Below are 15,656 nucleotides of genomic sequence, written 5' to 3' on the forward strand. Positions count from 1 at the left end.
ATTTTGTGATGATCGCTTACTCATTTAAAAATTACAGGAGGAGTTTAAGATGAATATAGCAGATTATAAAGGTGTATGGGTATTTGCTGAGCAAAGAGACGGAAAACTTCAAAAGGTATCTTTAGAATTATTAGGAAAAGGCAGAGAACTAGCAGACAAGTTAGGCGTAGAGTTAACAGCTCTTTTACTTGGAAGTCATATAGATGATATAGCAAAAGAATTAGTAGCATATGGAGCAGATAAAGTAATATATGTAGATAATCCACTTTTAAAACACTTTACAACAGATGGATATACAAAGGTTATATGTGACTTAGCAAAGGATATAAAACCAGAAGCAATACTAGTTGGGGCTACATTCATAGGAAGGGATTTAGGACCAAGAGTAGCAGCAAGACTTGCTACAGGACTAACAGCCGATTGTACATCTCTTGATATAGATCCAGAAAACAAAAACTTACTTATGACAAGACCAGCCTTTGGTGGGAACTTAATGGCTACAATAGTTTGTGGAGACCACAGACCACAGATGTCTACAGTAAGACCTGGGGTATTTGAAAAGTTAGCTAAAGATACTGAAAGAATTGGAGAAATCCAAAAGGTAGCTGCAAACTTAACTGAAGCAGACGTAAGAACTGAAATGTTAGAAATAGTTAAAGCTTGCAAGGGCTGCATGGATATTGGAGAAGCTAAGATAATAGTTGCAGGTGGAAGAGGAATAGGAAATAAAGAAGGTTTTGAGGTACTAAAAGACCTTGCTGACGCTTTAGGTGGAATAGTAGCTGGATCAAGAGCAGCTATAGACAACGGATGGTTAGATAAAGCATATCAAGTTGGACAAACAGGTAAGACAGTTAGACCAAATCTTTATATAGCTTGTGGTATATCAGGGGCAATACAGCATTTAGCTGGAATGCAGGATAGTGATTACATTATAGCTATAAATAAAGATGCAGATGCTTCTATAATGAAAGTAGCTGACCTTGCATTAGTTGGAGATTATAAGAAGGTTATTCCTGAACTTGTAGCTCAAATTAAAGAAATGAATTAATTTAAAAAGTTATAAAATCTCTTTGTAGAATAAATTATAAAGTTACAAGATTACTTTTTTAACTAATTTCAAATCATGCCTAGGAACAACTTCAAATTTAGGTAGTAATAAACTGGGACTGTGTCAAAAGCATAGTCTCAGTTTTTATTTAATGATATAATACTAGTATGTATTTTGCTTGATTAGATGGTTTATTATAATATTTATTATAACAATACTAAGAGTCAAAAACTAAACGATATAGCTATGATTAAATCTATGAAATACGGCTTAAGAGGGGGATGGTTTATGTTTTTCAAGGAATGCTTTCAGTCTATTGTAGAAAATATAAATGAGGCTGTGATAGGAGTTGATAATACAGGAATTATATTTGTTATTAATAAAATGGCGGAAAAGTTGTTGGGAGTTAATGCTGAAAGTGGATTAGGGTTACATATCGAGAAAATCATACCTGAAACAAATCTACCCAGAGTATTGAAAAATTGTGAAAATGAAATTAATCAGAACTTTATAACCAATGGAAGAGAATTTATAACAAATAGAATTGTTATAATGTCGGAAGGAAAAGCAAAAGGAGCTATAGCTATTTTTTATGATATTACTAATCATAAAAAAATGCAGGAAGAGTTGAATGCAGATAAATCATATATTGATATTTTAGACACTATAATAAACACCTTTAACGAATGGATAGTAGTAACAGATGAAAAAGGTATTATTACTATGATGAGTAAGGCTTATAAAGAGTTTGTGGGGTGTGCTAATCCTGAAGGAAAGCTAGTAGATGAAGTAATAGAAAACACAAGGATGAGTAAAGTTATAGAATCAGGTGTAGCAGAAATAGGGGACGTTCAGGAGATAAAAGGGAATAAAATGATTGCTATGCGTGTTCCACTAAAAAAAGATGATAAAGTTATTGGTGCCATAGGAAAGGTAGTATTTAAAGATATTAGTGATTTTCATTCTCTTAGTAAAAAATTAAATAATTTAGAAAAAGAAGTTGAGTTTTATAAGAATGAACTTGATAAAGAAAGAAAAGCTAAGTATTCAATTGAAAATATAGTAGGAGATTCACCTAAAACAAAGGGAGTAAAATCTTTAGTAAAAAAGGTTGCGAATACTAATTCAAATGTTTTAATAATTGGAGAAAGTGGAACAGGGAAAGAACTATTTGCTCATTCTATTCATAATGCAAGTAAAAGGTATTTAGCACCATTTGTAAAGATAAATTGTGCAGCGATACCCTCGGAACTATTAGAAGCAGAGCTATTTGGTTATGAAGAAGGGGCTTTCACGGGGGCAAAAAAAGGTGGCAAAAAGGGTAAATTCGAATTAGCCGACGGCGGAACTATATTTTTAGACGAAATAGGTGATATGCCTATGAATATGCAGGTAAAGCTCTTAAGAGTCATTCAAGAAAAAGAGATTGAAAGAGTTGGTGGTAATACGCTAAAGTCAATCAATGTCAGAATAATAGCTGCTACTAATAAAGATCTTGAAAACAGCATTAAAGAAGGAAAATTTAGAGAGGATTTATATTATAGACTTAATGTAATGAAAATTTCAATACCTCCTTTAAGAGAAAGAAAAGAGGATATACCTAAATTAGTTAATGCACTTAGAATTAAGGTTGCAAGTAGATTAGGAGTATATGTAGAGGGAATATCTAAGGAGGCATTAGATTGTCTAGTTAACTATGATTGGCCTGGAAACATCAGAGAGCTTGAAAACGTTATCGAAAGAGCGATAAATTTATTAGACTCAGATATAGTTATTAAATTAGAACATCTATCTGAAAGACTGACAAAAAACAAATTCAAACGTTATAGTAATAAAAGTAAACATCTGAAAGTTATTGTCGAAGAGGTGGAAAAAGAAGTTATTCTCGAGTGCCTTAAGGAAACTAATTGGAATAAGAATAAAGCAGCTAAAATATTAGGTATAAGCAGAGCTGGATTATACAAGAAAATAGAAGAATATAAATTAGAGAGTTTAACCTAAAATATATTTATTGCTTGAGTATTTTAAACCTACATGTCAGAATAAAATGTACCCTTTGTCTAGGACAATAAAAAAAGACTATGCTGAATTAAGAAGATGATTTCTGTACTGAACAGGAATCATCTTTTTTAGTCCCCATTGATATCTGTAATTATTATAGTAAATCATGTACTTCGGATAAATAATTTTAGAAATAAATTTTAAAACATGTTGAAAATGATGTATAAAAAAAATACATGTAAATAAAATAGTCGTTTATAAAACTTGCAAAATAAAGGATATAAAGAAATAATAAATAATTAATGTACATAAAATATACATTAATTATTTATTTATTTTTTGTGTTAAATTAATTGAATAATAAATATTCTAAAAACATTGATATTTAAGAGTTTTGTTAACTTACAAATAATTCTATAGTTTATAGAAGTTTTGGCATGATAGTTGCTATATAAAATAGTACTACATAACTATAACATGGAGGGAGAAAAATGAAATCTAAAGTTATATCAAAAGAACAAGCAGTTGCCCTAATAAAAAATGGTGATACTGTTGCTGTAGGTGGTTTCATTGGATGTGGACATCCAGAAGAAATTACTATGGAAATAGAAAGGCAATTTTTAAAAGCACAAACTCCTAAAAATTTAACATTAGTTTATGCAGCAGGTCAAGGTGACAGTAAGGAGAGAGGATTAAATCATCTTGGACATGAAGGGTTATTAGGTAAAGTAATAGGAGGCCATTGGGGATTAGCACCAAAGCTTCAAAAATTAGCTTTAGAAAACAAGATAAAAGCATATAACTTGCCACAAGGTACTATATCACATATGTTTAGAGATATTGCCGCTGGAAAACCAGGAACATTAACTCACGTTGGTTTGAAAACCTTTGTTGATCCTAGAATTGAGGGTGGCAAGCTAAATGAGATCACTACTGAGGAGATAGTAAAGGTAGTTAAAATTGAAGATAAAGAGTATTTATTGTACAAAGCTTTTCCTATCAATGTTGTACTTTTAAGGGCCACATATGCAGATGAAGATGGAAATGCAACCTTAGAAAAAGAAGCTGCAACACTTGATGCAACAGCAATGGCACAAGCAGCTAAAAACTCAGGTGGATTAGTTATTTTACAAGTTGAAAAGATTGTAGCGAAGGGAACGCTAGATCCAAGAAAAGTAAAAATACCAGGAATATATGTAGATGCAATAGTTGTTGGAACACCAGAAAACCATATGCAGACTTTTGGCGAGAGTTATAATCCATGCTATGTTGGAGAAGTTAAAGTTCCTGTAGATTCATTAGATCCATTACCGCTTAATGAAAGAAAAATAATAGCTAGAAGAGCAGCTATGGAGCTTATACCTAATTCAGTTACAAACTTAGGAATTGGCGTACCAGAAGGAGTAGCAATAGTAGCTAATGAAGAGGGGATAGGAGATGAAATGACTTTAACTGTAGAGGCAGGCGGAATCGGTGGTGTACCTGCAGGCGGCCTAAGTTTTGGAGCATCTACAAATCCACAATCTATATTAGATCAAGCTAGTCAATTTGATTTTTATGATGGAGGCGGCCTTGATGTAGCCTTTTTAGGATTAGCACAATGTGATAAGGTTGGAAATGTAAACGTTAGTAAGTTTGGACCTAAAATTGCAGGCTGCGGTGGTTTTATTAATATAACTCAAAATGCTAAAAAAGTTGTATATTGTGGTACCTTCACGGCAGGTGGATTAAAGATAAGTGTTGCAGATGGTGAATTAGTAATAGAGAAAGAAGGAAAGGCGAATAAGTTCATCAATGCTGTTGAACAGATTACATTTAGCGGAGAATATGCAGCGGATATTGGACAATCTGTCCTTTATATCACTGAAAGAGCAGTATTTAGATTGTCTAAAGATGGATTAGTTTTAGAAGAGCTTGCTCCAGGAATCGATTTAGAGAAAGACGTACTAAATCACATGGAATTTAAACCAATAATATCTTCTAATTTAAAAGGTATGGACGAAAGAATCTTTAAGGAAGAGTTAATGGGGATAAAAATTAGATAAGCAGGCATCCAAAATCTATGATTTTGTGATGATCGCTTACTCATTCGACGAAGGAGAAGGAGTTTCATAAAAAATATATACAAAGTATAAATTAAATGGAGGTTTTATTAATGGGCGTTATAGGAATTATTTTAGCTCTAGGATTATTAATTTTCTTAGCCTATAGGGGATTTTCAGTTATAGTATTTGCCCCTATTTTCGCACTATTAGCGGCACTTTTATCTGGAATGGCTCTTATGCCAACTTATACGGAAATATTCTTGCCTAACTTAGCAAACTATGTAAAAGTATACTTCCCGTTCTTCTTATTGGGAGCAATATTTGGTAAAGCTATGGAGCAATCTGGTGCTGCCAAATCTATTGCAAAGGCTATTATAGGAAAGTTAGGAAAAGAAAGAGCAATGGTTGCCGTAATTTTATCAGCAGCTATTCTTACTTATGGTGGAGTTAGTCTTTTCGTTGTTGCTTTCGCAGTGTATCCTTTTGCAGCTGCTATATTTAAAGAAGCAGATATACCAAAGAGACTTATACCTGCAACTATTGGAATGGGAGCTTTCACTTTCACAATGGATGCTATACCAGGAACACCACAGATTCAGAACTCAATACCAATGAAATTTTTCAATACAGACCTTTATGCTGCACCAGTTTTTGGTATACTTGGAACTATAATTGTTTTTACAACTGGAGTAGCTTACTTAGAATGGCGTAAACGTAAAGCACAAGCAGCTGGTGAGGGTTATGGACAAAATCATAAAAATGAACCAGTAATTGTTGAAGATACGAACTTACCTAATCCTTTATTATCAGCTTTACCATTGGTTTCAGTGCTTGTTATAACTTTAATCTTACAAAAAATGGTTTTCCCTCATTGGGATATTACATCATGGGTAACCTTAGCACCTTACAATGTAGCTAAAACAGGTGTTGTAGGAACTATGAATAACTGGGCACTTATAATTGCGCTTGTTGTAGGTATAATACTTTCCTTTATTATAAACCCAAAAAGTATTAAAGGAAATTTAGCAACTGCTATCAACGCTGGAGCAATAGGTTCATTATTAGCAGTTTTAAATACTGCATCTGAAGTTGGTTTTGGTAACGTTATAAAATCCCTTCCAGGATTTAAAGTTATTGCTAATCATTTAATAAATATAAATCCTAATGGCAGCCCATTACTATCAGAAGCAGTAAGTGTAAACGTTCTTGCTGGTGTAACTGGTTCAGCATCTGGTGGTATGAGTATAGTACTTGATATGTTTGGAAAACAGTACTTAGATTGGGCTAATAGAATTGGTATGAGTCCTGAATTACTTCACCGTGTTGCTGCAATGGCATCAGGTGGTATGGATACATTACCTCATAATGGAGCAGTTATTACACTTCTAGGTATCACAGGTTTAACTCACAAACAATCATACAGAGATATCTTTGCTATTACTATAATAAAGACAGGAACATGTTTCCTACTTATCTTATTACAAAGTATCTTCCATTTCGTATAAAAGAAGCAGAAGAAATAGGGACGATTACTTAGCGAAGATAGGTTCGATGTTCAAAAAAGGAAACAGTCATTTAAACTTTGTAAGTTATAAATCCTTTCGAATATATACTTTTAACTGCATTTTACTTATCGGTATATGCAGTTAAAATTTTTTATTGAGGTGAATAATTAATGAGTAACGAATTTAATGAAAATAGTGAAAAATGTATATATGGTACTGCAATAGATAGTGCAAAATATATATATGAGCTTTTTGATGGTAATAGCACTGTAGCTATATACGACATGGAAAAAGTAATAGCATATCACGAAGCAAAGGAAATGAAACTTGGAATTACAGTAGGAGATTTAATCAAATCAAAAACTATTATTTATGAAGTCTTAAGAACTAAAAAACGTGTTTTCCTTCAAATTAGTAAGGAAAATTCTCCTTTTGGAGTTCCTTACATAGGAATGGGAATTCCAATAAAAAACGGAAATGTAATTATAGGAGGAATAACAATTACATCTCCTATAGTTAAGCAGGAAATATTAAGAGAAACTTCATCACAGCTTAGTGAAACATCTGACCAAACTAAAGAAGCTTCTGAAGGAATTGCAATGAACGCCAGTAATATAGCTACAGCAATGGATCAGCTTTCTATAAATTCAGTTCAAGCTCAAAATGAATTAAATGCTATAAGTGATGTAATTGCATTAATTAAAGGAATAGCTGATCAAACTAGATTATTAGCATTAAATGCAGCTATAGAAGCAGCTAGAGCTGGAGATGCTGGACGTGGCTTTGCTGTAGTCGCCAATGAAGTTCGTAAATTGGCTCAAGATACTAGTGGAAACGTTCAGGAAATATCTAAAAAACTTTTATCAATATCTTATATAGTTAATATAGTAATAAAAAAAATAGGAGAGCTTGATACACTTTCACAAAATCAAGCAGCAGCTACAGAAGAAATTACAGCTTCAATGAATAGCTTAGATGAAAGTATAAAGAAGATTATGGAGATTGCAAACAACTTGACTAATTAGCTTAGTAAATTACAACATTTACAGTAAGAAAAATAGCCTGTGTAAACTCCTATCAGAATATGCTTCTTAATATAAATTCAAGGAAGTACACAGACTATTATTTTAAAACTAATATATAATTAATTTAATGATTTAAATAAGTTTAATTATATACAAAATGCAGTTTTCACGCCTTATTTCAATAAATATTATTGAACAATAAATTTTTTTGCTAGTTTTATTGGGATATAGGATTCTTTTGCACTTCTTAGACCTTCAATCCCAAGATCCTGCTCTCTATTTATAAAAGGAACATCACTAAAATAAGCATCAACAAATGCTTTGTTTATAAAATTATATAATCCCCTAATGTCCGAATCTGCCTTTTCTATATGAATTATTGCCATGTCTTTGTTAACTTTTTCTCCTATGGTAAAAGCGGAAACTTTGTTATCAATAAATACGACCATACCTTCAAAATTTAATATGGAATTATTTTTTAAAAGTTCTTCTATAGCCCTTAATTCATATAGCAAATACCCTTTGCAAATATGCTTATGACACCACTCTCGAGCAGCTTTTATACAAGGTTGTATTAACTCTGCTGTTATAGGAGATGTTTCATAACTATAATTTTTAATAAAATGATTATAATTATTTTTTTTCTTATGGAGTTTTTTCCCTGACAAGCTTATAAGTTTGCTGCTCTCATATATATAATCAAAGTTATCTCTGTCTTCTAATATAGTAAAAGTATTCTCACCATATATATCATTAAGGTCATTAATAAAGCACTCCTCAGCATCTTTAAAAAGATACTCAAGTTCAAACTTACTTTTATTTTCAACTAAAAAATCTATTATATACTTCAAGTTTTCCTTTTTATATCCTATAGGCTGCATAAAATGATAGCTTCCATTAAAATCTGTTTTCTTTATAATCAAGACATCTTTATGAATGGTGTATTGTATGTCACATGCTTTTCTCCAAATAAAAAGATTAGTAAATGAATACTCACAAGTCTCATATATATACGGTTCTAAATATTTATCAAAAATTTTTTTATCTTCAATTGTAAGTGGTTTAAAATGTAGCATATTAAATACTTCCTTTCTTTGAAAACAAATACTAAGTGATACTAAATATTACCTAATTTTATATAAGTATTATATTATAAAACTGTTATTTAATAAAGTGAAACTTAGATAGATTCAGTTTTTCTATTTAATATATTATATATTTTATATATTATTTAGCATTCCAAGTAAAAATAAATTTACATATGTTAAGTACAGTTAACCTTGTGTTAAATTATGGTTATTATAGTATGAGGTGGAATATAGAGGTGCTAAAATAAATCTAGAATTAACATCTATGGTAGATTGTTCAATATTTAGATTTAGGGGGACTAGATGTGAAAAAAAGAATAAAGTTTAAGAAGACTATTTCGGATATTTACGAAAAGTTAAAACTTTTAAAGCCTATGAAAGAAAAGAAAAACAATAAAAACTTAGAAAAGTTTATCAGTAAGATGAGAATATTAAGACCTGAGATTATAAATAGTGTTTCAGTAAAAATAACTCTTCAAATAGGAATTCTTATTATATTCACATGCGGTATCCTAGGTACAGTATCTTATAATAGTTCTTATAAGGCATTAGGTGACACCATTGAATCATCTCTTAAGTCCAGAGCCTCAGAGTCAGCTAAGCTTATAAACTCTACACTAGAGCAAGACATAAAGGTAATGAGTGCACTAGCAGAAAGACCTGAAATTAAATCTATGAATGTTCAAAATCAAATACCAGTGCTTTTAGAAGAGGCACAGAGATTAAATTATGTGAATTTAAATATCATGGATTTAAATGGAATAATATACTTTTCAAATGGAGAAAAAACAAGAATAGATATTGAAAATATTTCGAGAGACAATGAATATCTAAAAAAAGCATTAAACGGTATACCAGCAGTTTCAGATCCCGTGACTAATACTGAAGGAGAACAAATTATTGCAGTAGCTGTGCCTATAAAAGATAAAGATGATAAGATTTCAGGCGTATTATTTTCAAATATGTCAACGAAAAAGCTTAATGAAATAGTTCAAAAGATGAAAGTAGGAGACAGCGGATTCTGTTTTATAATAAATAAAGATGGAACTAAAGTAGCACATAAAAACATGAAACTGGTTCTGAATAAAGATAATACGCTTAAAAATGTGAAAGAGGATTCAACATTAAAACAATTAGCTGAGTTAGAAACCAAAATGATTAAAGGAGAAACAGGATCAGGATTTTACAGCGAAAGTGGTGTGGAAATGTTCATGGCATATGCGCCTATTCCCAATACTAGTTGGTTTTTAGCATTAAGTATGCCTAAAAATGAAATATTCAAACAAGCGAACATACTTAAGTATGATATAGCAGCTATTACACTGATATTTATTCTTATAGGAGTGGGCGTAGGGCTGCTAATATCAAAATATATAAAAGTTCCTCTTTTAAAAATAAGAAAATATGCAAAAGAACTATCAGAGTGCAATTTATCACATAGAATAGAGATATTAAGAAGTGATGAGTTTGGACAAACTGCATCAGCATTAAATAATGCTATTGATAACATAGAAAATATAATAAATTGTGTTAAACTAGAAAGCAAGAATACACTTGATTCAGTACAGAACATAAATGATATGTTTATGAGTGTACATAGGAATGTGCAAAGGGTTTCTGAGACTGCAGACCAGATAACAGCAAATATGCAGGAGTCTTCGGCATTTATAGAAGATATAACTTCAAAAACTGTATCTGCGAAAGAGGAAATAAATAGGACTGTAGTTGAATCTCAACAGGGACTTAAATTAGCAAATGAAATAAAAGATAGAGCAACTATTATGAGAAAAGAAACAAATCAATCTAAAGTTAAAATGCAAGAAAGCTATGCAGTGTCTAAAGAAAAATTGAGTGATGCATTACAGGATATTAAGGTTGTTGAGAATATTTCCGTTATGACGGAGCAAATAAGAGAAATATCTAAAAAAACAAACATATTAGCTTTAAATGCTGCTATTGAAGCTGCAAGAGCTGGCGAAAATGGAAAAGGCTTCGGAGTTGTTGCAGGTGAGGTAAGAAAGTTAGCTGAGCAGTCTGCTGTTGTCGTGTCAGATATTCAAAAAAATATACGAGGAGTTTTAGCGGCAGTTTGTCACTTATCAGATTCTGCAGAATTTATACTAGATGTTATGAAAAATACAGTACTTGATGATTATGAAAAAGTGATAAATATAAGTGAAGATTATAAAAATGACGGAGAAACCATACAAAATATAGTAGAAAGGTTTTCGATTCTGTCAGAAGAAATGTATAAATCTATAGAAAATATAACTGAAAATATGGAGTCATTAACAGTTACAGTAGGGGAATGTGCAGAAGCTTCTGGACTTATATCTGAAAATATAAATAAAATTAGCAGTAGGACTGATCATATCGCGGCTCAGTCTTCAAAAAATGCAGAAGGTGCTGAGGAGCTTCTTAAGCTTGTAAGTGAGTTTCAAGTATATGAAAGTAAGACAGAAGAAAATACAATTATAATTGAAGAGAATATGAAAGATGAAATAAGTAAAAGTGCCTAGTAATATTTAGGTATAATTTAGTATTTTATTATAGTATAATAGATTTAGTTAATATAAACTAAAATATTAAAAACTCCTACTTAATATTAAGTAGGGGTTTTTAATGTTAACTGAGTAATATATAAGGAGTGAACATTATAAGTGGAAAATTTAAAAGGTAAGGTTGCAATAGTAACGGGGGCGTCAAGAGGCATAGGCAGAAGTATTGTTTTAGAACTTGTAAAAGCTGGAGCAAATGTAGTTGTAAATTATAAATCTAACGAAAAAGAGGCAAATAAAACTTTAGAATATATAAAAGATTTAAAAGGAATTGGAATAGCAGTTAGGGCAGATGTAAGTATTTATGAAGAAGCAAGGATGCTTGTTAATAAGGCAATAGAACAATTTGGGAAAGTAGATATTCTAGTCAATAACGCAGGAGTATCTAAGATTGCACTTTTTATGGATATGAATGAAGAAGAGTGGAACCAAATAATAGATATAAATCTTAAAGGAACAATTAATTGTTCTCATAATTTAGTTAAACATATGATTTCTAGGAAATGTGGCTGCATAATAAATATATCTTCAATGTGGGGGAATATTGGAGCGTCCTGTGAAACAATTTATTCTGCAACAAAAGGAGCAGTGAATCTGTTCACTAAGGCGTTAGCAAAAGAATTAGCGCCTTCTAATATAAGAGTAAATGCCATAGCTCCAGGTGTTATTGATACAGAAATGAATAATTGGCTAAGTGAAGATGAGAAAAAAGGGCTAGAAGATGAAATACCTATGGGGAAGTTTGGAAGCGGACAGGATGTTGGAAAAACAGTGTTATTTTTATGCGGAGAAGGGTCTCAATATATAACCGGACAAATATTAACTGTAGATGGAGGGATGACTTAAAATTAAGTGTTTTTGTATGAAATATAAAATAAAATTTATCCGAATAATAAACAAGATATATACAACTTATGTACAAGTTATTCACAGACTTATCCACAGGCTGTGAATAAAATATAGAAAAGTATAAAGTTTTAATATATATAGATTATTCTTGAAATTGTATAAGGAGCAACTTAACATATAATTAAAAAAATTAGCTTATTAATAGTATTATATTAATAAATATCTCTTAAATTTGTTAAAGCATAATATATCCAGGTTTACAATAAAATAATTGTGAATATAGACTAGATTTTTTCTTGAATTTGTTTTATTATAGTGACATAATTATCTGATTAATAAGATTTTTTAGAAAAGGGGTTGAGGGTATCGTGATATATTCATTAATTTTCGGGTTAGTAACATTAGGATTCGGAATAATACCTAAAATAGTAAGACCTAAAAAAATAAATTCATGGTATGGTTACCGTACAACTTTATCAATGAAGAATCAGGAAACTTGGGACGAAGGAAATAAGTATTCTACTAATCAGTATATAATAGCTGGAGTTATACTACTTATTTTAGGGAAAATAGGATTTGCATTATTTCAAAGTAAAGGATATTTAGTTCCTTTAGTTGCATTTATTCCAGTATTGATGTTAACTGTATTTACAACAGAAAAACATTTAAAGAAAGTTTTTGATAGTAATGGCATAAGAATTAGCAGACCTATGAAGTTAAATAAAAAAGAGCAAAGTAGCTAAATTGAAGGGTTAGCAGGAAGTATTTGCTAACCTCTTTATTTTTTGTTTATATTAAAAATAAGCTTAATGTTACGAAAATAATATTAATAATAATTTGCAATTTTAGTTTTAGGAGGTGACCTAGTTGTTTTGCAGTAAAAAATGTATGACAACTTTTATAATTACTTTTGTACTTTCTATGTTCTTTATTTTTGGTAGAGTTTGTCATGCACAAGAAGACTATAAAATAATGCAATCTAAAGAAGCAGTAGATTCAAAAAAAGTTTGGACAATCAAATTTAATAATGCCGTTGATTATACTAAAATGAGTGACTATATACAGGTTTATGAATATGGAACGAATAACAAAGTACAAGTTACTCTAAGTTATAATTTAGAGGATAGATCAATAAGTGTAACCCCTTTAAGTAGCTATGAAAACAACAAGATTTATACCTTAGAAATTGACAGTGGACTTAAATCTTCAATAGGGAAAGAGTTAAAGACACCTGTTAAATTTAATTTTACTATTAAAGATAGCACTGTTACACAAGTTGAAAATTCTAATCATATTAATGCTGATGATAAAGAAAAACTTTTGCAAGAAAAGACAAACCAGATAATATTACAAGTTATAAAGCCTAATATGAAAGATTATGAGAAAGAGCTAGCTCTTCATGATTATTTGGTAACACATTCTACATATGATAAGAGACTTTTCACAGGAAATATGCCAGATGAATCTTATACTGACTATGGTGTACTTATTAAGGGTACTGGGGTCTGTGAAGGATATGCTAGGGCAATGAAGCGTTTATTAGACGCTGTAGGTATAGAGAGTATAGTAGCCATTGGTGAGGCAAAAGACGGAGAGGAATGGATTGGACATGCTTGGAATATTGTTAAAATAGGAGGACAATATTATCAACTAGATCCAACCTGGGATGATCCAATAACAAGTGATGGAAAAGATGTTCTTAGGCACTCTTATTTTAATATTACAGATAAGCAAATATCTGCAGATCATAGATGGGATGAAAATTATCCAGTTTGTAATAGCACAACTTATAACTACTACAATTTGAATGTTTCAGAAAAGGATGATGGACAAGATATTACAACAGTAAGAAGTTACTATCAATTCTATGGTCTAATTAAAAACTCTATGGAGAATAGTGTCTCCAGCATAAGTATGAAAATATTAAATTATGATGAAACTACTTATGATGTGAGTGCTACTCTAAAGAAAATAATGAAAAGCAATCCACAAATAGATTATAATGGATGTAGTATAAAATCATATTATGACGACGTAAATAATGTGGAATATGTAAAAATAATTTTTGATAAGTAGGAACATAGATATCCAACTTGGATGCTTGACTTATTAGCGGCATTCATAGGGGTACCTCTTCTGTACTGTTAATAATTTTAGTTATCTCTAAGGGCTTGCTGGTTAAGCAGAGAGCCAAAATCTGTGATTTTGTGCGAATCGCTTACTCCTCTGACAAAAGGAAAAGGAGATTCATATAATATCTATGGTCTTAAATAAACTCGCTGTGCTCAGTCGGACCAACCTATCAATTAGCATTGATAAGTCGCTCGTGAAAAGCCATTTAGGCTTTTCACCAGTATTTAAGATTGTTGAGGTTCTAAAGCAGCTTCGCTAAGAGCTAACATAAAATCATTAAATGTACTGCCAGATATACCCCTATGAATACCTTAGTTAAGTCAATTATCGAAGTTGGATATCTATAATTTTCGTTAGTAAAAAAATTACTTATAAATTCGGTTGAAAATTGTCGCTGTAGATAAAGCTATAATTAAAATTGAAATACAATTAGGAAAGCGAAGAAAAAAGGTCTTACTATAAGTTATTTAAGTCATAACGCTTAGCAAAATAGATTTAGAGAATATTGATATTTTATTATATTTGTTCTATTATTTATATAACAAATATAATAAAGGAGGATGAATTATGGTAAGTAATTTATCAATAACTTTTATGATTGTATCTATGCTTTTATCTTTCGTACTACCGCTTGTATTAATAGCTTATTTCTATAGAAAATATAAAATATCAATAAAAGCAGTATTGGTAGGTGTTTTAATATTTATAGTATTCTCACAGGTGTTGGAGAAAATGCTTCATTGGTATGTACTAGTTAGAAATCCGCAAACTGCTGTAATGCTTACAAATCCTTGGATATATATGGTGTATGGAGGTTTGGCAGCAGGAGTTTTTGAAGAAGTAGGTAGATTCATCGGATTTAAGTTTTTACTAAAAGGCAAAACTCAATGGAAAGATGGTATGGCGTATGGTATTGGGCACGGTGGTATTGAATCCATATTAATAGGCGGAATGATGAGTTTACAATATATTGTATATTCAAATTTAATAAACTCAGGAATGTTTGAAAAAACTCTTGGAGCAAAAGTGCCTATTAGCTCATTGGAGTCACTAAAACAAGTTTTAATCAGTTCCTCGCCATATTATTTTGGAGTTATAGGAGTGGAAAGGGTCTTAGCAGTAACATTTCATATAGCACTATCATTGTTAGTATTATATGGAGTAAAGAATAGAAAAAATATTTATCTTTTATATGCAATAGTAATACATGCACTAATTGATTTCCCAGCAGCGTTATTTCAAACTGGACAAATAAAAAGTGTATGGATAGTTGAATCTATTTTACTAGTAGTGGCTTTAATTAGTTTAATATTTATAATAAAATTCAAATATATGTTTAGCAAAGCGAAAGATTAAAATAGTTAAATACTTTTGGAGGCAAAGCTATAGTTTAGGAGGGTG

The 15,656-nt window shown here is 30.9% G+C and carries 12 protein-coding genes; 10 read left to right on the forward strand and 2 right to left on the reverse strand.

Translation table 11 applies throughout. The features are described 5' to 3' along the window. The first annotated feature begins 49 nt into the window (after window positions 1–49). A complete protein-coding gene (locus ACZ5N4_RS03205; RefSeq protein WP_464207114.1) occupies window positions 50–1,051 on the forward strand; it encodes an electron transfer flavoprotein subunit alpha/FixB family protein in 1,002 nt (333 codons plus the stop codon). Between the two features lie 288 nt (window positions 1,052–1,339). Next, window positions 1,340–3,052, forward strand: a complete 1,713-nt coding sequence (locus ACZ5N4_RS03210; protein WP_464207116.1) for a sigma 54-interacting transcriptional regulator — start codon at window positions 1,340–1,342, stop codon at window positions 3,050–3,052. 78 nt (window positions 3,053–3,130) lie between these two features. Here ACZ5N4_RS03210 and ACZ5N4_RS03215 read toward each other — a convergent pair whose 3' ends face one another. Then, complete coding sequence (locus ACZ5N4_RS03215; RefSeq protein WP_464210812.1) at window positions 3,131–3,301, reverse strand: IS3 family transposase; 171 nt, start codon at window positions 3,299–3,301, stop codon at window positions 3,131–3,133. A 242-nt stretch (window positions 3,302–3,543) separates the two neighbouring features. On the opposite strand from ACZ5N4_RS03215, the gene ACZ5N4_RS03220 reads away from it, so the two are divergent. From ACZ5N4_RS03220 to ACZ5N4_RS03230, 3 genes are all read left to right on the forward strand, one after another. Beyond that, window positions 3,544–5,097, forward strand: a complete 1,554-nt coding sequence (locus ACZ5N4_RS03220) for an acyl CoA:acetate/3-ketoacid CoA transferase (RefSeq protein WP_464207118.1) — start codon at window positions 3,544–3,546, stop codon at window positions 5,095–5,097. A gap of 110 nt (window positions 5,098–5,207) precedes the next feature. Continuing rightward, window positions 5,208–6,602 carry a GntP family permease gene (locus ACZ5N4_RS03225; RefSeq protein ID WP_464207120.1) on the forward strand — a complete coding sequence of 465 codons (1,395 nt, stop codon included), beginning with the start codon at window positions 5,208–5,210 and terminating at the stop codon, window positions 6,600–6,602. Window positions 6,603–6,772: 170 nt separating this feature from the next. Beyond that, the gene (locus ACZ5N4_RS03230) at window positions 6,773–7,627 is read left to right on the forward strand and encodes a methyl-accepting chemotaxis protein (RefSeq protein ID WP_464207122.1); all 855 of its coding nucleotides are present in this window, start codon (window positions 6,773–6,775) and stop codon (window positions 7,625–7,627) included. Window positions 7,628–7,815: 188 nt separating this feature from the next. Here ACZ5N4_RS03230 and ACZ5N4_RS03235 read toward each other — a convergent pair whose 3' ends face one another. Further along, a complete protein-coding gene (locus ACZ5N4_RS03235) occupies window positions 7,816–8,703 on the reverse strand; it encodes a DUF2156 domain-containing protein (protein WP_464207124.1) in 888 nt (295 codons plus the stop codon). Window positions 8,704–9,020: 317 nt separating this feature from the next. Here ACZ5N4_RS03235 and ACZ5N4_RS03240 point away from each other — a divergent pair, with 317 nt between their 5' ends. The 5 genes from ACZ5N4_RS03240 (at window position 9,021) to ACZ5N4_RS03260 (ending at window position 15,611) form a co-directional block, all read left to right on the forward strand. Continuing rightward, window positions 9,021–11,234 (forward strand): methyl-accepting chemotaxis protein, encoded by a 2,214-nt coding sequence (locus ACZ5N4_RS03240; RefSeq protein WP_464207126.1) that lies wholly within the window; start codon window positions 9,021–9,023, stop codon window positions 11,232–11,234. Window positions 11,235–11,375: 141 nt separating this feature from the next. After that, window positions 11,376–12,119 carry an elongation factor P 5-aminopentanone reductase gene (gene ymfI, locus ACZ5N4_RS03245; RefSeq protein WP_464207128.1) on the forward strand — a complete coding sequence of 248 codons (744 nt, stop codon included), beginning with the start codon at window positions 11,376–11,378 and terminating at the stop codon, window positions 12,117–12,119. Window positions 12,120–12,490: 371 nt separating this feature from the next. Continuing rightward, window positions 12,491–12,865: an SdpI family protein gene (locus ACZ5N4_RS03250; RefSeq protein ID WP_178908339.1), complete on the forward strand. Its 375-nt coding sequence runs from the start codon at window positions 12,491–12,493 to the stop codon at window positions 12,863–12,865. A 124-nt stretch (window positions 12,866–12,989) separates the two neighbouring features. Continuing rightward, window positions 12,990–14,198 carry a transglutaminase domain-containing protein gene (locus ACZ5N4_RS03255; protein WP_464207130.1) on the forward strand — a complete coding sequence of 403 codons (1,209 nt, stop codon included), beginning with the start codon at window positions 12,990–12,992 and terminating at the stop codon, window positions 14,196–14,198. Between the two features lie 624 nt (window positions 14,199–14,822). Beyond that, the gene (locus ACZ5N4_RS03260; protein ID WP_464207132.1) at window positions 14,823–15,611 is read left to right on the forward strand and encodes a YhfC family intramembrane metalloprotease; all 789 of its coding nucleotides are present in this window, start codon (window positions 14,823–14,825) and stop codon (window positions 15,609–15,611) included. Window positions 15,612–15,656: the final 45 nt, after the last annotated feature.

The sequence above is a fragment of the Clostridium nitrophenolicum genome, assembly GCF_055391695.1.

Bases quoted from the DNA above. Each gene is read 5' to 3' on its own strand.
- ACZ5N4_RS03205 (WP_464207114.1), top strand. From the start codon at position 50: ATGAATATAGCAGATTATAAAGGTGTATGGGTATTTGCTGAGCAAAGA.
- ACZ5N4_RS03225 (WP_464207120.1), top strand. From the start codon at position 5,208: ATGGGCGTTATAGGAATTATTTTAGCTCTAGGATTATTAATTTTCTTA.
- ACZ5N4_RS03260 (WP_464207132.1), top strand. From the start codon at position 14,823: ATGGTAAGTAATTTATCAATAACTTTTATGATTGTATCTATGCTTTTA.
- ACZ5N4_RS03210 (WP_464207116.1), top strand. From the start codon at position 1,340: ATGTTTTTCAAGGAATGCTTTCAGTCTATTGTAGAAAATATAAATGAG.
- ACZ5N4_RS03220 (WP_464207118.1), top strand. From the start codon at position 3,544: ATGAAATCTAAAGTTATATCAAAAGAACAAGCAGTTGCCCTAATAAAA.
- ACZ5N4_RS03235 (WP_464207124.1), bottom strand. From the start codon at position 8,703: ATGCTACATTTTAAACCACTTACAATTGAAGATAAAAAAATTTTTGAT.
- ACZ5N4_RS03230 (WP_464207122.1), top strand. From the start codon at position 6,773: ATGAGTAACGAATTTAATGAAAATAGTGAAAAATGTATATATGGTACT.